The sequence below is a fragment of the Clostridium sp. AF32-7AC genome, from assembly GCF_003477925.1.
Lineage (GTDB): Bacteria > Bacillota > Clostridia > Lachnospirales > Lachnospiraceae > Otoolea > Otoolea fessa.
In genome coordinates this window covers 1-19,466 of record NZ_QUEG01000004.1, presented here as the reverse complement: position 1 = coordinate 19,466, position 19,466 = coordinate 1, and the positions used below count along the sequence as shown (strand labels likewise).

13 protein-coding genes and 2 pseudogenes are annotated in these 19,466 nt (G+C 43.3%); 8 read left to right on the top strand and 7 right to left on the bottom strand.

The window, feature by feature from the left end; all coding sequences use genetic code 11:
* Window positions 1-69: 69 nt before the first annotated feature.
* The 3 genes from thrC (at window position 70) to DWZ45_RS07135 (ending at window position 4,757) form a co-directional block, all read left to right on the top strand.
* Window positions 70-1,554, top strand: a complete 1,485-nt coding sequence (thrC, locus tag DWZ45_RS07145) for a threonine synthase (protein ID WP_118468566.1) — start codon at window positions 70-72, stop codon at window positions 1,552-1,554.
* Between the two features lie 118 nt (window positions 1,555-1,672).
* Window positions 1,673-2,536 (top strand): class II fructose-1,6-bisphosphate aldolase, encoded by an 864-nt coding sequence (fba, locus tag DWZ45_RS07140; protein WP_022360285.1) that lies wholly within the window; start codon window positions 1,673-1,675, stop codon window positions 2,534-2,536.
* 103 nt (window positions 2,537-2,639) lie between these two features.
* Window positions 2,640-4,757 (top strand): glutamine synthetase III, encoded by a 2,118-nt coding sequence (locus DWZ45_RS07135; protein WP_118468361.1) that lies wholly within the window; start codon window positions 2,640-2,642, stop codon window positions 4,755-4,757.
* 113 nt (window positions 4,758-4,870) lie between these two features.
* Here the strand turns inward: DWZ45_RS07135 and DWZ45_RS07130 are convergent, their stop codons facing one another.
* Window positions 4,871-6,241 carry an N-acetylmuramoyl-L-alanine amidase family protein gene (locus tag DWZ45_RS07130; RefSeq protein WP_118468359.1) on the bottom strand — a complete coding sequence of 457 codons (1,371 nt, stop codon included), beginning with the start codon at window positions 6,239-6,241 and terminating at the stop codon, window positions 4,871-4,873.
* Between the two features lie 324 nt (window positions 6,242-6,565).
* A complete protein-coding gene (locus tag DWZ45_RS07125) occupies window positions 6,566-8,353 on the bottom strand; it encodes a phosphotransferase (protein WP_118468357.1) in 1,788 nt (595 codons plus the stop codon).
* Between the two features lie 629 nt (window positions 8,354-8,982).
* Between DWZ45_RS07125 and DWZ45_RS07120 the strand changes: the two genes are divergently transcribed.
* Together DWZ45_RS07120 and DWZ45_RS07115 are read left to right on the top strand one after the other, a co-directional pair.
* Window positions 8,983-10,581 carry a glucan-binding protein gene (locus DWZ45_RS07120; RefSeq protein WP_118468355.1) on the top strand — a complete coding sequence of 533 codons (1,599 nt, stop codon included), beginning with the start codon at window positions 8,983-8,985 and terminating at the stop codon, window positions 10,579-10,581.
* A 361-nt stretch (window positions 10,582-10,942) separates the two neighbouring features.
* Window positions 10,943-12,514, top strand: coding sequence for an AAA family ATPase (locus tag DWZ45_RS07115; protein WP_118468354.1), 1,572 nt, complete (start codon window positions 10,943-10,945; stop codon window positions 12,512-12,514).
* Window positions 12,515-12,717: 203 nt separating this feature from the next.
* Here DWZ45_RS07115 and DWZ45_RS07110 read toward each other — a convergent pair whose 3' ends face one another.
* Both DWZ45_RS07110 and DWZ45_RS07105 read right to left on the bottom strand, forming a co-directional pair.
* The gene (locus tag DWZ45_RS07110) at window positions 12,718-14,394 is read right to left on the bottom strand and encodes an AAA family ATPase (protein WP_118468352.1); all 1,677 of its coding nucleotides are present in this window, start codon (window positions 14,392-14,394) and stop codon (window positions 12,718-12,720) included.
* Window positions 14,395-14,623: 229 nt separating this feature from the next.
* Window positions 14,624-16,171, bottom strand: a complete 1,548-nt coding sequence (locus DWZ45_RS07105) for a glucan-binding protein (protein ID WP_118468350.1) — start codon at window positions 16,169-16,171, stop codon at window positions 14,624-14,626.
* A gap of 106 nt (window positions 16,172-16,277) precedes the next feature.
* Between DWZ45_RS07105 and DWZ45_RS07100 the strand changes: the two genes are divergently transcribed.
* Both DWZ45_RS07100 and DWZ45_RS07095 read left to right on the top strand, forming a co-directional pair.
* A complete protein-coding gene (locus DWZ45_RS07100; RefSeq protein ID WP_243023464.1) occupies window positions 16,278-17,732 on the top strand; it encodes an RNA-binding domain-containing protein in 1,455 nt (484 codons plus the stop codon).
* 75 nt (window positions 17,733-17,807) lie between these two features.
* Window positions 17,808-18,022: pseudogene (locus tag DWZ45_RS07095) on the top strand (type II toxin-antitoxin system YafQ family toxin); the annotation flags it as partial.
* Between the two features lie 40 nt (window positions 18,023-18,062).
* On the opposite strand, the pseudogene DWZ45_RS14815 reads toward DWZ45_RS07095, so the two are convergent.
* From DWZ45_RS14815 to DWZ45_RS07085, 3 genes and pseudogenes are all read right to left on the bottom strand, one after another.
* Window positions 18,063-18,187, bottom strand: a pseudogene (locus DWZ45_RS14815) (hypothetical protein); the annotation flags it as partial.
* A gap of 66 nt (window positions 18,188-18,253) precedes the next feature.
* Complete coding sequence (locus DWZ45_RS07090; protein ID WP_107001445.1) at window positions 18,254-18,541, bottom strand: hypothetical protein; 288 nt, start codon at window positions 18,539-18,541, stop codon at window positions 18,254-18,256.
* Window positions 18,542-18,643: 102 nt separating this feature from the next.
* Window positions 18,644-18,964 carry an AAA family ATPase gene (locus DWZ45_RS07085; protein ID WP_107001446.1) on the bottom strand — a complete coding sequence of 107 codons (321 nt, stop codon included), beginning with the start codon at window positions 18,962-18,964 and terminating at the stop codon, window positions 18,644-18,646.
* A 206-nt stretch (window positions 18,965-19,170) separates the two neighbouring features.
* On the opposite strand from DWZ45_RS07085, the gene DWZ45_RS07080 reads away from it, so the two are divergent.
* Window positions 19,171-19,466, top strand: a 296-nt coding sequence (locus DWZ45_RS07080; protein ID WP_147353104.1) for a transposase, incomplete at its 3' end; no start/stop codon positions are given.

The following is a 19,466-nucleotide window of genomic DNA, read 5'->3' as shown; positions in this document are numbered from 1 at the left end:
AAGTTTGACTCCGGCATCCTTTGCAAAGATGGGGACGACGGGGAAAGATAAAAAGAGAGGATGAAAATCATGGCAATCAATTACAGCAGTACCCGTGGCGGTGAAAACAACGTAACGGCTTCGATGGCGATCTTAAAGGGACTGGCAGCAGACGGTGGCCTGTTCATGCCGGATCATATCCCGGCGTTAGATTGCAGCCTGGAAGAATTATCCCATAAAACATATCAGGAAGTAGCTTATGCGGTTATGAAGCAGTTCCTGACTGATTTCACAGAGGAAGAGCTGAAAACCTGTATCGAGCGCGCTTACGACAGTAAGTTTGATACGGAAGAGATTGCGCCGCTTGTCAAAGCAGACGGAGCATATTATCTGGAGCTGTTCCACGGAAGCACGATTGCCTTCAAGGATATGGCGCTCTCGATCCTGCCGCATCTGATGACCGTATCGGCGAAGAAGAACCATGCGGAGAACACGATTGTGATCCTGACCGCAACCTCCGGCGATACCGGAAAGGCAGCGATGGCTGGTTTTGCAGATGTTGAGGGAACCAGAATTATCGTATTTTACCCGAAGGACGGCGTCAGCCGTGTGCAGGAGCTGCAGATGCTGACCCAGAAGGGCGCGAACACAAGCGTTGTCGGTATTTCCGGAAACTTTGATGATGCACAGAGCGGTGTCAAGAAAATCTTCGGTGACAAAGAATTTGCCAAAGAATTAGCAGGCAGAGGCTATCAGCTCTCTTCCGCAAACTCCATCAACATCGGTCGTCTCGTACCACAGGTTGTATACTATGTATATGCGTATGCAAAACTGCTTGAAAACGGCGAGATCGAGAACGGTGAGAAGATCAATGTAACCGTTCCGACCGGAAACTTCGGCAATATCTTAGCTGCTTATTTTGCAAAACAGATGGGTGTGCCGATCGACAAGCTGATCTGCGCGTCCAATGACAATAAAGTTCTGTACGACTTCTTTAAGACAGGCGTATATGACAAGAACCGTCCATTCATCCTGACCTCTTCCCCGTCGATGGATATTCTGATTTCCAGCAACCTGGAACGTCTGATTTATCTCTCCACCGGCTGCGATGCGGAGGAGACCAAGAAACGCATGGAAGAGCTTTCGAAAGATGGCAAATATTCGGTTACCGATAAGATGCGTGCGCGCATGGCAGATTTTGTCGGCGGTTATGCCGATCAGGCGGCAAATGCAGCCGAGATCAAGCGTCTCTACGATGAGACCGGTTATATGATCGATACGCATACCGGCGTTGCATCCTGCGTATACCATAACTATGTGAAGGAGACAGGCGATACCAAGAAGACAGTTATCGCATCGACGGCAAGCCCATATAAATTCTCCCGCAGCGTCATGGAGGCAATCTTCGGCAGCGAAGAAGGCAAGGGCGAGTTCGAGCTTATCGACGAGATGGAGAAAGCATCCGGCGTGAAGATCCCGCAGGCGATCGAGGAGATCCGCAAGGCCGAGATCCGTCACAACCGCCAGTGCAAGCCGGAGGAGATGGAGAAGACCGTTTCGGAGATTTTACAGTAAAAGTTACAAAATATTAAAATAATTGCCTGTTATTTTTTTGACAGGCTAGGCAAATACTGAATTATGGTATATAATAGACTCTGGTTAGATCAAAAAGAGACAACGAGGAGGTTTGTATATGTTAGTTAGTGCGAAGGAAATGCTTCAGAAGGCAAGAGATGGCAAATATGCGGTTGGTCAGTTCAACATCAACAATCTTGAATGGACCAAAGCGATTTTACTGACGGCACAGGAGCAGAACTCACCGGTTATCTTAGGTGTTTCAGAGGGCGCAGGCAAGTATATGACTGGCTTTAAGACAGTATCTGCGATGGTAAAAGCGATGATCGAAGAGCTGAACATCACGGTTCCGGTTGCGCTGCATCTGGATCACGGCACCTACGAGGGCTGCTACAAATGTATCGATGCTGGATTTTCTTCCATCATGTTTGACGGCTCCCATTATCCGATCGCCGAGAACGTAGAGAAAACCAAAGAATTAGTCAAAGTCTGCGCGGAGAAAGGTATTTCCCTGGAGGCTGAGGTTGGTTCCATCGGCGGCGAGGAAGACGGCGTGATCGGTATGGGCGAATGTGCAGATCCGAACGAGTGCAAGGCGATTGCAGACCTCGGAGTTGATATGCTGGCAGCAGGTATCGGCAATATCCACGGCAAATATCCGGCAAACTGGCCAGGCTTAAGCTTTGAGACGCTGGCAGCCGTAAAAGAAAAAGTAGGCGATATGCCGCTGGTTCTTCACGGTGGTACCGGTATTCCGGAAGATATGATCAAGAAAGCCATTTCTTTAGGTGTAGCGAAGATTAATGTAAATACTGAGTGCCAGCTGGCATTTGCAGAGGCAACCCGCCAGTATATCGAGGCTGGTAAAGATCAGCAGGGCAAAGGATTTGACCCGCGTAAACTTCTTGCACCTGGTTTTGAGGCGATCAAAGAGACGGTTAAGACAAAGATGGAACTGTTCGGTTCTATCGGAAAAGCCTGATGAATAAGTAAGGTTCATGACCGGACTGCAGGGATGTACATTTCGCAACGCGGATATACATACCGGCGGTCCGGTCTGTTTTCATATTAATGTGAGGGATTGAATGAGCGAGATTATCAATGTACCGGAAATTTTCGGAAAAAATGTGTTTAATGACAAGGCGATGCAGGAACGCCTTCCGAAAAGTGTTTACAAAAAACTGAAGAAAACCATTGAAGACGGAGCTGAGCTGGATCCGTCCATCGCAGATGTTGTCGCACACGCGATGAAAGACTGGGCGATCGAGCGCGGTGCGACGCATTATTCCCATTGGTTTCAGCCGCTGACCGGCATCACGGCAGAAAAACATGATGCGTTTATCTCCGTACCGGATTCCAACGGACGCGTTATCATGGAGTTTTCCGGTAAAGAGCTGATTAAGGGCGAGCCGGATGCATCCTCGTTTCCGTCGGGCGGACTTCGTTCCACCTTTGAGGCACGCGGCTATACAACCTGGGATTGTACTTCCCCGGCATTTCTGCGGGAAGATACGCTGGGCGTGACACTCTACATACCGACTGCATTCTGTTCGTACCGCGGCGAAGCACTGGATAAGAAGACACCGCTGCTGCGTTCCATGCAGGCAATCAACGAGCAGGCACTCCGGATTCTCCGCCTGTTTGGAAATACGACTTCCCACCGTGTGATTCCGTATGTGGGACCGGAGCAGGAGTATTTTCTGGTTGATAAGAACAAATATTTACAGAGAAAAGACCTGATCTACACCGGTCGTACCCTGTTTGGCGCGATGCCGCCGAAAGGACAGGAGATGGATGATCACTATTTTGGAAGCATCCGTCCGAGAGTCGGTGCATTCATGAAAGAGTTAAATGAGACACTGTGGCGTCTGGGTGTCAGTGCAAAGACACAGCACAACGAAGTTGCACCAGCACAGCATGAATTAGCACCAACCTATTGTCAGGTCAATCTGGCAGTCGATCACAACCAGATGGTCATGGAAGCGATGAAGCGTGTCGCAGGACATCACGGTCTGACCTGTCTGCTGCATGAGAAACCATTTGACGGAATCAATGGTTCCGGTAAGCATAACAACTGGTCCCTGACGAGCGACGACGGCATCAACATGATGAATCCGGGCGAGACGCCGCACGAAAATGTACAGTTCCTTCTGGTTCTGGCGTGCATCATGAAAGCAGTTGACAGACACGCGGATCTGCTGCGCGAGTCCACCGCGATTCCGGGCAACGATCATCGTCTGGGTGCGGCAGAGGCGCCGCCAGCGATCATCTCTATTTTCCTGGGCGAACAGCTGGAGGATGTTATCGACCAGTTGTGCAGCACGGGCGAAGCCGCACATTCTAAGAAAGGCGAGGTACTTCAGACGGGAGTAGCGACACTTCCGGATTTCGTCAAGGATGCAACCGACCGCAACCGTACTTCACCGTTTGCGTTTACCGGTAACAAATTCGAGTTCCGTATGGTTGGTTCTTCGGATTCTGTTTCATCCCCGAACGTCGTGCTCAACACGATCGTGGCAGAAGCGTTTAAAGAGGCTGCGGACGAATTGGAAAACAGCGATGATTTTGACAGCGCAGTCCATGATATCATCAAGCGTCTGTTTGCAGAGCACCGCCGTATCATTTTCAGCGGAAATGGTTATTCTGAGGAATGGGTTAAAGAGGCAGAGCGCCGTGGACTCCCGAACCTGAAAGCGGGTATCGATTCTGTCGAGGCAATCCGGACCGAGAAAGCGATCAAGCTCTTTGAAGAATTTGGCGTGTACACCCGGACCGAGCTGGAATCCCGCGCCGAGATTGAGTATGAGGCATATTCCAAGACCGTCAACATCGAGGCAAAGACGATGATCGACATGGCGAGCAAGCAGATCATCCCGGCGGTTGTCAAATATACGACTCAGCTTGCTTCCTCCCTGACAGCCGTCCGGACTGCCTGTGAGGAGGCCGATGTCAGTGTCCAGAAAGAACTGCTTTTAGAGACCTCTGATAAACTTTCAGAGATGAAGGTGGCATTGGCGGCACTCAAAGATATCCTGGCAAAGGCATCTGCGATCAAGGATAACAAAGAAAAAGCATTCGCCTATCTGCATGAGGTGTGCCCGGCGATGGTAGCTCTCCGTAAACCGGCAGACGAACTGGAAATGCTGGTAGATAAAGAATTATGGCCATTTCCGAGTTATGGGGATTTGGTGTTTGAGGTGTAGGCAGCTTTTAGAAGGTATGATTTTAATTAAAAAGATTTTGACCATCGATATAAGCTATGAATCGTTGGTCAAAATCTTTTTTTAACAACACTTATATATTTTGCAAATACGGTTTATTTCCGTCCAGGACCCTGCGTCTGTCCCTCCTGAATCGTATCGCCCTGATTGGAGGTAAATCCGTTAATCCGTTTATCGGACGAATTTGACGAAGAGCCTGACGAGCTGGAGTTCGATGTCGTCGGTGCGGTGTAAGACGTGCCGTTGCTGTAGATGCGGCTTGGTACATTGCCGGTATCGCTGGTGGAACTGCTGCTTGTCTGGTTATTCGAAGAGCCTGACGAACTGGAAGTCCCGCCCGGCGTGGAAGTGGAGCTGCTGTAGCCGCTTCCAGGAATCGGAACGGTTGTGCCCGACGAAGAAGCATTTGACGAGCTGGAGCTGTTGGAACTTCCCGGTGCAGTAAAACTGGTCGAAGGATCGGAACTATTCGAATTGTTGGTGTTACCTGAACTGGAGGTCCCTGAATTGGAATTGTTCGAAGCCGTTCCGCTTGGCCCCGAAGTGCTGCTTGAAGAAGAACTGCCAGACGAAGTCCCTGTTCCCTGTGAAGCACTTGGGTCAAAATAGCTGTCGCTCATGCCGGAGAGACTGGACGGTGGATTCTGGCACGCACCGCTCTTGGCAAAGGTGTATTTCACCGAATCAATCGTCCGGGTTGTGTTCGAAGCCATCTTACCGTTCTCATCCAGATAATAGTAGGTGCCGGATACCTTAATCCAGCCTTTCTGACGGTGTCCGTACTCATTGAAATAGTACCAGGTGCCGTCGATCTGCTTCCAGCCGCGGCTCATATTGCCGTCTGTCTTGTCCATGTAGTAGGTGTTTCCGTTGCTGTCATTGAGCCAGCCAGTCAGCATCTTGCCATCATGGAGATAGTAGTATTCATTTTTAATAAGCTGCCAACCGGTCAGCATTTTTCCATTTTCGTCGAGATAATACCAGGTGCTGTTTACCTTCTGCCAGCCAGTCCGCATCGCCCCGTCCGTGCCGAAATAGTACCAGGTGCCGTTATCCATCTTCTGCCAGTTGGTAAACATCCGTCCATCATCGCCCAGATAATACCAGACCGTATCAAGCTGGAGCCAGCCCTTCTGCATCACACCGTACTGGTTAAAATAGTACCAGTAGTTGTTGATTTTCTGCCATTTAGTCATCATCTCGCCGCTCTGGTTGAAATAATACCAGGCGGAAGTGGATGAATCCTGACGCCATCCAGTCACCATTTTGCCGGTCGATTCATCCATATAATAATATTTCTCTCCGATATGTACCCATCCGGTATGCTTCTGACCGTCGTCGGTCATGTAGTACCAGTAGTTTCCGTCCTTCAGCCATCCAGCCGCACGGCTCTGGGAAGAAGGAAGCAGCCCCATGGCACCGATCAGGCAGGCAAGCCCAAGCAGCTTTGCATATCTTTTCCGCATCGCGTATCCCCCTTGCAATGTGATTTATCGTTATCTATGATTACAGTAGAAATTAATATCAAAGATGTTGGGGTCAAAAGGCATTTTGACCCCTCTGATACCAGATTGCTCCGCACTATATGCTCCCGCAATCTTCAAAAAAATTCGTAATTCGCTCATTTTTCTTTGAAAAATGGCTACTTACTCATGTTTTTGGCGGGTCCCCAGGTCAAAAATTCTCCTGCAAGCAAGCTTGCGTCGAACTTCTGACCTTTTGACCCTGGTATCATATCAAATTACTTTATAAGTATAACATAGAAAAATGTAAAATACCTAACGGAAATATTACAATTTTAACAAGTCCTCGGAAACAATTTTTCGATAATAATTTTTCGCATACCGGTACATCACGATCGTGTAATCGCCAAATTCGCGCCCTTCCATACTCTTGAAGACCGCCCAGAGCGCCCACAGGAAACCGCCGAGCGCCGCATAGGCATACGTGACAAAGCGTTCCTCGTCTGATGGGGCGTGCTGGAGGTATTCTTCCAGAAGGTGGTCAAGCTCTTCCTGTGAATAATATGAATAAATACTGCACATCGCAATATCAATGAGCGGATCGCACATGCCTGCATACTCCCAGTCGATCAGACGCAGGGAGCCGTCCGGCAGAAACAGGAAATTGTCTGCAACCGAATCAATATGGGAGAGGCAGCAAGGACGTTTCAGTGTATCCAGCCGATCCATCAGTTCATTCATCCGGGCGCGGACCGCCGGGTAGTCCTCGAACAGCATTTCCTCATGTCCGCGGCAGATCCTTTCATAAAAATCAATCCGTTCCCGAATGCGGAACGTGTGCGGAACCGTCACGCCGGAATGATGCAGCTTCCGCAGCATCTCCATGCAGGCGGCCATCTCCTGCGGATTCTTTGCATCCGCATTCCGAGCGCCCTCATAATACTGGGCGATCTTGTAGCCGGTTTTTCCGTCAAAATACAAAATATGTTCGGTAATGCCAAGCGGTGTGACCGCCTTGTAAACAGCCTCCTCCTCTTTCCGGTTAATCAGAAATTCTGTTCCCGGACCCGGAATGCGGCAGATATAATGTTTTCCATCCAGTTCAAACAGGAACGACTGGTTTGTCATACCAGATTTGAGACAGCGGATGTTGTGTATCGCTTCCTCTTTTACATTGAAAACGTGTGCGACCAGCTGCATGGCGGCATTGTCCGAATGATTCTGATATTTCGGATCAAACAGGCGCAGTTCTTCCAGGTTTTCAAACTCATAGACCTGATCCGCCGGCTGGCAGTTCATCGAAAAATCCAGTTCTTTGATATGATCGACGACAACCTGTTCCCAGTACCATTGTTCTGTGCCAGGCTGATGATAGGCTTCCTCAATGAGCGGAATGAGCTGGTTGGAAAAATCACGCGAGAGGAACGCAGGTCCATACATGACCCAGGAATCATGCCCACCGACCTGCACCGATGTGATACGTCCCTTTTTATTAGAAGAAAGACACCATTCCGACGTTTCACCATCCATATAAACAGAAGAGTACCATGCGCCGCACTCATATTTATGGTACATATTGTTCCGAATCCAGTTGTCCGAGACAAGCAGATACATATTGCGGCCGCGGAACAGCTCGCGGGCATGGTAGATCGTAGCCAGATTATTTTTGGTGGCGTACTCCGGGTTATAGAGGAGTTTGACCTGATATTTGTCGATCAGATATTCAAACTTTTCCTTTAAATAACCGACGATAATTGTGATATCCGTGATCCCCGCTTCATGGAGCTGCTTGATCTGGCGCTCAATCATCCGCTCGCCAAACACTTCCAGAAGCCCTTTTGGCGTTTCAAACGTCAGCGGCACAAACCGAGAGCCAAACCCGGCGGCGGTAATGACGGCGCCATCCACTTTAAATTGTTCCAGATACTTAAGCCCCTGTTCGGTCAGCAGATATTTCCCCGTATCCATATCCGTCATGAGAAATGCCTCCTCCAGGCAGTCCCCAAGCAATTTATTCACAGTCCCCAGGGAAAGATTCAAAATCGAAGCAAGCTCCCGCTGGGTCACATCCGGATTCTCATAGAAACTCCGGCAGATCAGTCCATAGCGATCCATATAAAACCTCCTGAATTATTAAATTCTTTTATTTTTCTCTTATATATTCACGTATTTCGTCATCATTATAGATGGATAAGAGTGAAAATAGGTTCTAGCTGTTGTGTGTTCAAAAAATAAAATTAAAAGTGATATATGAACATTATAGCATAAACACAGAGAAAGTAAACGGAAAAAGCAATGCTGCGGGGGGAGAATAAAGACTGTTACTGGGCACGTATGCGTGAATAGTGACGAAAGGCTTGATAAGGTGGTCTGTGGGAAATAAGAAACGTAAAAAATACTGGAAATACAGGCATTTTAGCGGTTAAAACAGGATTGTACAAATATAAATACAATTACGAAACTATAAAGAATTTTCGTAAAAAATCCGTAAGAAAATGCACAGATAAATGTTATGGTATTTTGGAAAAACGTGTATTATAATGTGAATGTATCGGAGAAAGGCAGTACTTCACAGGGAAGAGAAACATAGGAAATACAGACAATATTCCACTTCAAAATAAAAAGTTGGAAATTCTGTAAAAAAACTATTGATAATTTTCCATATCCGAAGTATAATGACCTAGTAATGCAGTTAGGATTTCGAGAAAAATATTTCAAAAAGTAAAAAGGAGAGTGCATTAATTATGAGAAAGCAGACTAAATTAGTTGCAGTACTTTCTGCAGCAGCTTTACTCGCTATGGGTGCTTCCATGACTTCTTTCGCAGCTGGTTGGGAGAAAGATGACGCTGGAGTTTGGCACTACTATGACAGCGATGATGAGATGGTAACCGATGAGTGGAAGAAAGATGGCGGTAAATGGTTCCATCTTGACGAAGATGGTGAGATGGAGACAGATACATGGGTAGATGATGACTACTATGTAGCTGAAGATGGTCATATGCTGACCAACGAGTGGAAAAAGACCATGGCTGATGAGGATGAAGATGATCCGGAAGACGGCGGCGAGCATTGGTACTACTTCAACAACAAAGGTAAAAAAGTTACCGATACAGATAAGAAGATCAATGGCAAGACCTACTACTTCAACGAAGATGGTGAGATGCAGTATGGCTGGCACGAGGAAGACGGCAACGCATACTACTTAGGTACTGAGGACGAAGGTTGGAGAGCTGAGTCTAAGTGGCTGTGGCTTGAGAAATCCGGTAACAATGAGAACGATCTGGATGATGATGATGATCTGGAAGTAGTTCTTGATTGTTCTGAAGATGACAACTGTGATGATGAGGGTTGGTACTGGTTCCAGTCTTCTGGTAAAGCATATCATGACACAGGCAAGAAGAAAATCAACGGCAAATACTATATGTTCAACGAGCACGGTCAGATGCTGTACGAGTGGATTGATGGTAAGGCTGTTGAACAGGGTTCCAACGCACAGCTTGATGGTAACCTTGCTAAGGGCGAATTAGCTACAACCAGCGTAATGAGATACTACAACGAAGTTGAAGATGGTTCCAGAGGTAACGGCTGGTATCAGATCGACGGCGCTGAGGATCTGGATGCTGATGGTGATACAGACTGGTACTACATCGATGACGGTGAAGTTAAATACGCTGATGGCGGTTCCAAAGACTTCGCTACTTACGATGATGACGGAGCTGTATACGTTCAGAGAATCAAAATTGAAGGTAAATACTTCTCCTTCAACGAAAAAGGTCAGATGCAGGATGGCTTACAGTACTGCCAGGCTGACGGCGGATTCTACTACTTCGATGCCAACGGCTATCAGAAGACTGGCCGCGTAACATCTGTAGAGAACGACGATGATGATTACACATTCTACTTCAACACCAAGAATGGTAAGAATGGTCTTGGCTACAATGGTCTGAAAGATGATTATCTGTACTTCAACGGTAAGAGACTGGATGCAGATGATGACTACAGACTGTACTACTATGATGGAGATATCTATCTGACCAATACCAAGGGTAAAGTTCAGAAGACCTCCAAGAAGTATGACATCGAGAACAAGGGCATCGCTGAGGATGATGTAAAAGTAGAGATCAGCGGCAAGAAAGTTGTATCCGTTACTTTAGCTAGCGGTAAGACAATCAAAGCTGAGGATCTGATTGCTGATGCAGAAGCTCAGTTTGGTAAAGATGTTGTTACAGAGGATCAGATCGTATCTGTACCGTTCATCCAGCTGTATGATGACGATATTTATACCTACACAAATCTGGCTGGTACTAAGGCTGTTGAAGGTTGGTTAGGATTAAACAAATAATTAATCTGAATTTTATTCGATTAGTCATTTGACCTAGGATAATTGAGAAGCGGTATTTCAGGATATTTCCTGGAATGCCGCTTCTTTTTTAGTAAAAAGAGCTCCGATACCTCGAAGTGTTTCGAGATGGCGGAGTTTTTTATGTGGTCGCAATGTAAATGAAGCCTGTCTGTATGACTGCATTTGCCCTCTGTCAGTTAAAGAATAGAATATGCAAAACTCTCTGCAGTACTATCATTTTGAGTTTAAGCATATCTTCCAAGTCTTGTTTCACTGATTCTTTCATGATATGATAATAAAAACAACAAATTATCATGATGTGTGATAAACGTGCAGTTTTATTAAAAAGAGAGGGAGCCATATGGGTATATATTTAAATCCCGGAAACGCAGCTTTTTCAGAAGCGGTGCATTCTCAGATCTATGTAGATAAAACAGAGCTGATTTCTTATACCAACAGTGTGCTGGCAACAAACCAGAAAAATATCTGCGTCAGCCGCCCAAGGAGATTTGGAAAATCCATTACAGCCAATATGCTGGCTGCTTATTATAGTAAGGGATGTCAGTCTGATACTTTATTTAAAGACCGAAAAATCAGCTGTTCAAAAGATTATAAAAAATATTTAAACACTTACACAACTATATTTTTAAATATCCAGGAATTTTTAAGTCGAAGCTCTAATGTAGAAGAATTGATTCAGCGGATCCGGCGTTCACTCATGAGAGAAATTCGCCGTGAATATCCAACGATTGATTTTTATGATGAATTAGATCTGACGGAAAATATGAAGGAAATTTATGCTGAAACAAATGAGCCATTTATTATAATCATTGATGAATGGGATTGTATTTTTAGGGAATACGCAGAAGATAAAGCGGCTCAGGAACGATATCTGGATTTTCTTCGTGATTTTCTAAAGGATAAGGCACATATACATCTGGCATATATGACAGGAATATTGCCAATAAAAAAATACGGTACCCATTCTGCGCTCAATATGTTTGATGAATTCTCGATGGCAAATCCAGGTGTTCTGGCGCAATATGTCGGTTTCACAGAAAATGAGGTGCGCTGCCTCTGCTCAGATTATCAAATGGATTTGGCAGAAATCAAAGAATGGTATGATGGATATCGCTTTGAAAAAGCCTCTTCTATTTACAGTCCGCGTTCGGTTGTGGCTGCTATGACTTCTGGTATCTGCGATTCTTATTGGAACCAGACCGAAACATTTGAGGCACTGCGCGGATATATTGACATGAATTTTGATGGGCTGAAAGACGATGTTCTCAGCATGATGGCCGGAGAAATGGTACCGGTCAATACAGGTAGTTTCAGCAATGATATGACGACATTTCACAGCGAGGATGATGTCCTGACTTTGCTGATTCATCTGGGATATCTTGGATACGATTTCAGCCATAAATCAGTTTTTATTCCGAATAATGAAATCCGTGGAGAGTTTGTAAATGCGGTTTCGGTTTCTCAATGGGGAGAGGTCTCGAAAGCATTAAAAAACTCAGCTGATTTACTTAATGCTATCTGGAGAAAAGATGAAGAAAAAGTAGCTGTCTATATGGAACAGGCTCATTTTGAAACATCCCATTTACAGTATAATAATGAAAATGCACTGAGTTATACTGTATCACTGGCACTCTACGCTGCCAGAAACTTTTATCGGGTTTATCGTGAATTTCCATCGGGATCTGGATTTGCAGATATAGTTTATTTACCGCGAAAAGAATTTCCGGATAAGCCAGCTTTGATTGTCGAACTAAAATGGAACAAATCGGCCGAAGGCGCAATTCACCAGATATTAAAAAAACAATATTTCCAGAATCTGGAAGATTATTCAGGAAATATGCTGCTGGTTGGAATCAATTATGATTTAAAGACGCGAAAACATGAATGTAAAATTTTAGAATTTAAAAAATGAAAAGCAAGTTATTTGTCACGGCGGCAGTAAAAAGAGATGTTGATTGAGAAATCCTCTTTTTGCGGCCGATGTGATTTGACATCCAATTCAAATCTGAATCATTAAGCTGATAGCTTGATATAAGAGGACTCCGTCACTTCAGAGAAGTCTGAGGTGGCGGAGTCCTCTTTTTGTCAAGGTCGAACGTTGTACCGTTTACTAATTCAATCTTTCAAATATACCAGGCAGCGTTTCTTAAAAAAAGCAATTCCATAACACAAAATTTTATCATAGGAATCCTCAAATTCTTTTGCATACATTTTTTCATCGATCTGGGCAAGTGCTTTTTGGCAGGATTGTTTCATCTGGTCAAGCGTGCTGGAATATTTCACTTCAAAAAGGGCCAATTGTCCATTTTCAGAGTCGTAGACAATCACATCGCTTCGTCCTTCTCCATGCTCTTTATTCGACTCCACCACATAACCGGCACCAGTAAAAATACCTGCCAGAAATGCATGGTAAAAGTCTTCTCGGTAATCATGATAACTGATGGTTTTTCTTAAAAGTTTATTCATCTCATCCGTCATCCTGTCGCTGTTTCCATCCCATACCGCATGAAATAATTCTGTGCGGTTCCAATGCTTCGTTGATTCGTTAAACCATTTTATAATTGTTGACTCAAAAATATCTTTGATTTCCCTATTCGGAATCATCAACGCGGTTGTTCCATCTGGAATAGTTTCTTGAATATCCATCTCTCGAACGCGCGTCAGATAACCGGTTAAATATAAAATACTCCATAAGTTATCCTCGGAAGAATGAAGATAATCATAGGTTAAATTTTCTTCAATCTTTTGGAAAATATATCCGCCGGACAATAATTTTTCCAATTTCATTGTGATACTGCTTCCAGCATAATCAATGAAAGAGCGAATAATTGCATTATCGCTTGTATTCTTCCAATAACTCTCAGGCTTCATGGAAGGATTATGCTGAAGATCCCGAAGATAATTCATCACATCCCACGGGCAATATACATCAAAGCATCCGAAATGATAACCGTCATACCAGGCTTTAATTTCATCCGAATATTCGGCAGTATTGGATTCCTTTAAAATCTGATTTACATCGTTTTGTGTAAAGCCAAAATATTCATTTAATCGAGAATCTGTGATGGTATCCGAAACAAAATTATTGGTTCCAGTGAAGATACTTTCTTTAGCAATTTTCAAGCATCCTGTCACAACCGCAAAGCAGAGGCTGGAATTATCTTTTAATGAGGTACTCATCATTGCTTTCATGATTTCCAGCATTTCCTGATAATACCCATTGCTGCTTGCTTTCGCAACGGGAACATCGTATTCATCCAACAAAAGAATAACTGTCTTCCCATAATAAGCCTGCATCATTTTCATCAAAATCAGGATAGAACCCTTTACATCTGTTGCAGATGCAGTCTGATTTTTTAGTCGTTTAAAAATCTCTTTATATGCATCGCTGACGGCATCGCTTTGCTCCAAATAAGAGTATTCGATGCATATCTGGGATATGACAAATTTCAGCATATCAAAAGCACTGTCAAATGTAATCCCATCTACATCCTTAAAGGTAATAAAAAGAGTCGGACGCTGATTCATCCATGTTTGACAAATAGCTGATTCATGACTGATTTCCAAATCTTGAAATAACGAATGGTTATCATGTCGAATATCGAAAAAATGTTCCAGCATACTCATAGCCAGCGTCTTTCCAAATCGTCTGGGGCGAGTAATCAGCGTGACGTTTGCTGTGCTTTTCTTTAATAATTCCGAAATGAGTCCCGTTTTATCCACATAGTAATATTCATTTTCACGTATCTGAGAAAAATCCGAGACGCCAACCGGAATATTAAGATTCGTCATAGAATCATCGCTCCTTTCGAAAAATCAGGCTGTTTTTATTATCATATCATGAAAGGATGGGGGAAACAAGGTGGAGAAAGAGATTGAACAGATAGAAAAAAGTCCCCTGGGAATCGCCCTAACAAAAAAGGGTTGTTACACCATATAAGTGCACAACCCTTTTCATTTTATTCAGATCTGCCACACGTTTGTGTAACAGCTCTTCTTTAAATGTTATTTGAGATATAGATTATTTATTAGCTACAGCGTTCTGTGCTGCCTCGTAAGCATCTGTATTCTCGTAGTGTGTAACGCCCAGTGCATCCTGATAAATTGCATTGTCGAACAGCTCAATCTTCGGTAATGTAGCGGCGTTCTTATAGGTGCCCTCAGAACCATCTTTAGTAGAAGAGGCAATCTCGTATGTGTTTCTGAACGTAAACTTAACGTCATCACCAAAATTTTCTACATCATACTCTTTAGAAGTAGATTTCTGAAGTTTACCTTTGTTGTTTACCAGATAGTATTTCTTATCTACAACATAGATTCTGTAATCATCATCTGCTTCCAGTCTCTTGCCATTCCAGTAAAGGTAACCGGATTTCTCACCTGTATAACCCTGACCATTCTTACCATTCTTGGTCTCGAAGTAGTAGGTGTAGTTATCATCCTCTTCTTCAACATTAGCAATCTTGCCGGTCTTCATATAACCATCATTGTCGAAGTAGTAGAATTTCTTATCGATCATCTGTAAACCAGTCTGCATCTGACCAATTTCATTGAAGCAGAAGTTCTTGCCATTGATCTTGATCTTCTTGGTATATACTTTAGCACCGTCATCAGTTAAGTCAGTATTGTTCTTCTCACCGTCATCAGCTTTCTTAGCCTTACCGTCTTTGAAGTAATACCAATCGGTATCATCGCCTGCCTTAAGTGCATCAGCACCATCGATCTGATACCAGCCATCAGCTCTCCAGCCCTCTTCAACTACGTTCATGTAACGTACTTCAGAAGCGGTAGCTTCGATGGAATCGCTATCCAGTTTTGCATTGGAAGCCACGTTTGCTTTAACACCATTGATCCACTCATACAGCATCTGACCATGATTGTTGAAGTAGTAGTATTTACCGTTGATCTTTTTCTGCTTAGCGTCTTTGTACATCTTACCGTCGCTACCGAACCAGTACCAACCTTCTTCATCACACGGATCATCATCATTCTGAGAATCATGGCTTACGGCATCTGCTGCATCTTTCTCATCATCATCTTCGGAATCCGGAGCAGCTAACCACAGCCAAGAAGAGTTGGTTCTAGCACCGTCATCCTCTTCGCCTAAGTAGTATACGTTGTTGTTAGAATCAGCATACCAACCATACTGCATTTTTCCATCTTCATCGAAGAAGTAAGTCTTGCCATTGATCTTTTTATCATCAGAAGTGGTCTTTTTACCCTTGCTGCCGAAGTAGTACCAGCTTTCGCCATCCTCGTCCGGATCATCCTGATCGTCATCGGACACGGTCTTCTTCCACTCGTTAGTCAGCATATGACCATCTTCAGCTACATAGTAGTCATCGTCTACCCAAGAATCTGTCAGCATGTTGCCGTCATCATCCAGATAGAACCACTTACCACCGTCTTTTTTCCACTCGCCTGTTACCATCTCATCGTCGCTGTCATAGTAGTGCCAAACACCAGCGTCATCTTTCTCCCAACCAGCTGCGAAAGAAGTCATGGAAGCACCCATAGCGAGTAAAGCTGCTGCAGAAAGTACTGCAACTAATTTAGTCTGCTTTCTCATAATTAATGCACTCTCCTTTTTACTTTTTGAAATAATTTTCTCGAAATCCTAACTGCATTACCAGGTCATTATACTTCGGATATAGAAAAGTATCGGGAGGTGGGATTTGTCGATTTTTCGTTTCTTTTTTTCGTTGACTTTTCTTTCTTTCCCAAATACAATAGAAGAAAGAAAGAAAGAAAGAAAGAAAGAAAGAAAGAAAGAAAGAAAGAAAGAAAGAAAGGTGAATAGTATGCTTTCGTTTGAGAATCAAGAGGTGGAATTTAAGCAAGAATATGTACCTGAGATTCGAAAAGAAGTAATTGCCTTTGCAAATGCTTCTGGAGGTACTATTTTGATTGGTGTTAGAAAAGATGGAGCAATTATTGGCGTAGATGATCCAGATGCAATCATGCTTCAGGTTGCAGGTTCTTTAAAAGATTCTATCGCACCTGATATTATGCCTTTTGTCAATATAAAAATTGTGGAAATTGACGGAAAAACGGTCGTTGAAATTAATATTGCAACAGGAACGAATCGTCCATATTATATTCGGGAAAAAGGTCTAAAGCCCAGTGGTGTATATGTTCGAAAAGGAAGTTCTTCACAACCCATGACAGATGAGGGCATCCGGGAAATGATCATTCAAAGCGGCAGATGTTCCTATGAAACAAGCCGAAGCATGAATCAGGATTTGACATTTGAGTATTTTGAAAATGAGATGCACAAACGAAAAATTGCGTTTGGAAGATCACAGATGCAAACATTAAAACTGATAGGTGATGATCATTTATACACAAATCTTGCATTGCTATTATCGGATCAATGTGAAGTAACAACAAAAGTGGCTCTTTTTCAAGGAACAGATAAAGCGGTTTTCAGAGATAGAAAGGAATTTTCTGGTTCTATTTTAAAACAATTGGAAGACGTTTATCAGTTTATTGATTTAAACAATAAAACGCAAGCCAGTTTTTCGGGTTTAATCCGTATTGATAAAAAAGATTACCCAGAAGAGGCAATCAGAGAATCTCTTTTAAATAGTATTGTTCATCGAGATTATTCGTTTAGCGGAAGTAATCTTATAAATATTTATGACGATCGTATAGAAATTGTCTCATTGGGAGGATTGGTTTCTGGACTGGAATTAAATTCTATTTTTCTGGGTGTATCGCAGCCAAGGAATCCTAATTTGGCAGCTATTTTTTATCGCATGATGTTAATAGAAAGTTATGGTACAGGAATTGGAAAAATTCAACGAGCCTATGGAGATAACGAAAAAAAGCCTTTTTTTGAAACAGCAAAAGGTGTTTTCCGTGTTACACTTCCAAATAGAAACGAAGGAATACAAAAGCTGTCAAAACCAAGGAAACGTCTGGTAGCAGTTTACCGACAGCCGCTATCTTCTGAAAAAGCTGAAATTCTCTCATATGTAGCAGAGCATAAAAAAATAACAAGAAAAGAAACCGAAGCGCTTTTAAATATAGGTACAACAAAAGCGTATAGGATCTTAAAGGAATTATCCAGTGCCGGAAAATTGCATATAAATGGTTCTGGAAAAAATGTTTATTATACAGGAGAGTAAGCGATTAGCTAAATCAGAACTTAAACGTGCAAACTGGAAGCTCGGATTCCGATTCAGCTTTGCTGACCTGAAAAGATGAAAGAAACCAAATATACCGTTAAATACACGACCGGTTTCAAAAAAGACTACAAACGAGCCATAAAGCGTGGCTTGAAGATCGAGCTGCTGGAGCAGGTCGTAGCATTGCTGGCAATGGGCGAGCCGCTGCCGGATAAGAACCGCGACCATGACCTGTCCGGCGATTGGGCAGGTCATCGGGAATGTCATATTCTCCCGACTGGCTGCTTGTGGATGGTGTTTGTCAGCGTGTCAAAATTCTCATACTTGTCAATCAAGGCTATAAATTTCTCTGCTGATTTCTGGCTCTGCTCGTAGCCGGTAACAGCCTTTTCCAGTTCCGCGATCTCAATCTCAAGTTCGTCTTGAAACAAAAATGCTCTAAGTGATTTCTTCACTAACCATGACAAATATCATGATTAAGAAGTCACTTAGAGCATATATCACTTCTTGTTTATCTGTCTTTATTTTTCTTTTGGCTGCACGCAGCGGCTGAATCCCCGCTCGCTTACATAAAGTACGGCTGCGGCCGGAATTGCTGTTACGCAGACAACCAGCAGGTTAAAAATCCATTTAAAATTGGTAATGAAGTGCAGGCTCTGCGGAACTGTGATTTTATCATATAAAAATGCCAGAATCTGTGGATCTCTGGTTAAAGTAAATGCTAAAAATGCCACTCCGATTCCCAGCACAATCGCCATGCCAAAAAGGATTCCCCAGACACTCCAGGTTGTTTTTGTATTAGCTGTCATACTCGATTGCCTCCTTAAAATTGATGGCTTTAGTGTAACGCAAAGATGTGTTCCTTTTGTGAAGAATACATAAAATTTCTGGTTATCTTTGTAAAAAGTATTTTATATACAAAAAGCAGCATACAGAGGCACGATTTTCTTGTTTTCATCAAATACAATTAATGTTGTTTCGCGGACAATCGTCTGACTGGATATATGAGAAAGAATCGGAACCAAGTATTCAGGACTAATGTCTTCATCAAATGTCTGCTTAAGCTTTGGATTTGTATCAAAATTAAAGTAAACAGTATTTTCGTAATGGGTACGTCCAAATTCGAGAACAGAATAGGTTTTGCCTACCTGTCTGGCCCCCTGCAATATCAATGGTTTGCGATGTTTACTGTTTTTCCAGTATTCTAAAAATATTGTAATTTTTCGATACATGAAAACACCTCCCGATACTTTTCCATATCCGAAGTATAATGACCTGGTAATGCAGTTAGGATTTCGAGAAAATTATTTCAAAAAGTAAAAGGAGCTTCCTGTATAATAAAAAGCGTAGACGTTGAAAATTGAAAATACCTCAGAGTACAATAAGACTACTGACTGGCAGGTTAGTAAAAATCTTATTATACAGAGAGGTATCTACAATGAAGTCTAACACACAGAACGCAAAAATTGAAGCTATTACAGAAAAAACTTTGGTACTCGGAATTGATGTCGGAAGTGAAATGCACTATGCCAGAGCTTTTGATTACAGAGGAATCGAGTATTCGAAGAAGCCATTTAAGTTTAGCAATACAGAGGCTGGATTTGTGACATTTAAGGAATGGATCCTGAACCTCAAAGAAAGACATGAGAAGGATAAGGTGGTTCCAGGTATGGAACCGACAGGGCATTACTGGTTCAATCTTGGAAAGTTTCTACAGGATAATGAAATGAAACC

What these genes read in the sequence shown, in the direction of transcription:
- DWZ45_RS07115 (WP_118468354.1), top strand. Translation starts at nt 10,943, where the DNA reads ATGGGTATATATTTAAATCCCGGAAACGCAGCTTTTTCAGAAGCGGTG.
- DWZ45_RS07135 (WP_118468361.1), top strand. Translation starts at nt 2,640, where the DNA reads ATGAGCGAGATTATCAATGTACCGGAAATTTTCGGAAAAAATGTGTTT.
- fba (WP_022360285.1), top strand. Translation starts at nt 1,673, where the DNA reads ATGTTAGTTAGTGCGAAGGAAATGCTTCAGAAGGCAAGAGATGGCAAA.
- DWZ45_RS07130 (WP_118468359.1), bottom strand. Translation starts at nt 6,241, where the DNA reads ATGCGGAAAAGATATGCAAAGCTGCTTGGGCTTGCCTGCCTGATCGGT.
- DWZ45_RS07085 (WP_107001446.1), bottom strand. Translation starts at nt 18,964, where the DNA reads ATGTATCGAAAAATTACAATATTTTTAGAATACTGGAAAAACAGTAAA.
- DWZ45_RS07120 (WP_118468355.1), top strand. Translation starts at nt 8,983, where the DNA reads ATGAGAAAGCAGACTAAATTAGTTGCAGTACTTTCTGCAGCAGCTTTA.
- thrC (WP_118468566.1), top strand. Translation starts at nt 70, where the DNA reads ATGGCAATCAATTACAGCAGTACCCGTGGCGGTGAAAACAACGTAACG.
- DWZ45_RS07105 (WP_118468350.1), bottom strand. Translation starts at nt 16,171, where the DNA reads ATGAGAAAGCAGACTAAATTAGTTGCAGTACTTTCTGCAGCAGCTTTA.
- DWZ45_RS07125 (WP_118468357.1), bottom strand. Translation starts at nt 8,353, where the DNA reads ATGGATCGCTATGGACTGATCTGCCGGAGTTTCTATGAGAATCCGGAT.
- DWZ45_RS07090 (WP_107001445.1), bottom strand. Translation starts at nt 18,541, where the DNA reads ATGACAGCTAATACAAAAACAACCTGGAGTGTCTGGGGAATCCTTTTT.
- DWZ45_RS07110 (WP_118468352.1), bottom strand. Translation starts at nt 14,394, where the DNA reads ATGACGAATCTTAATATTCCGGTTGGCGTCTCGGATTTTTCTCAGATA.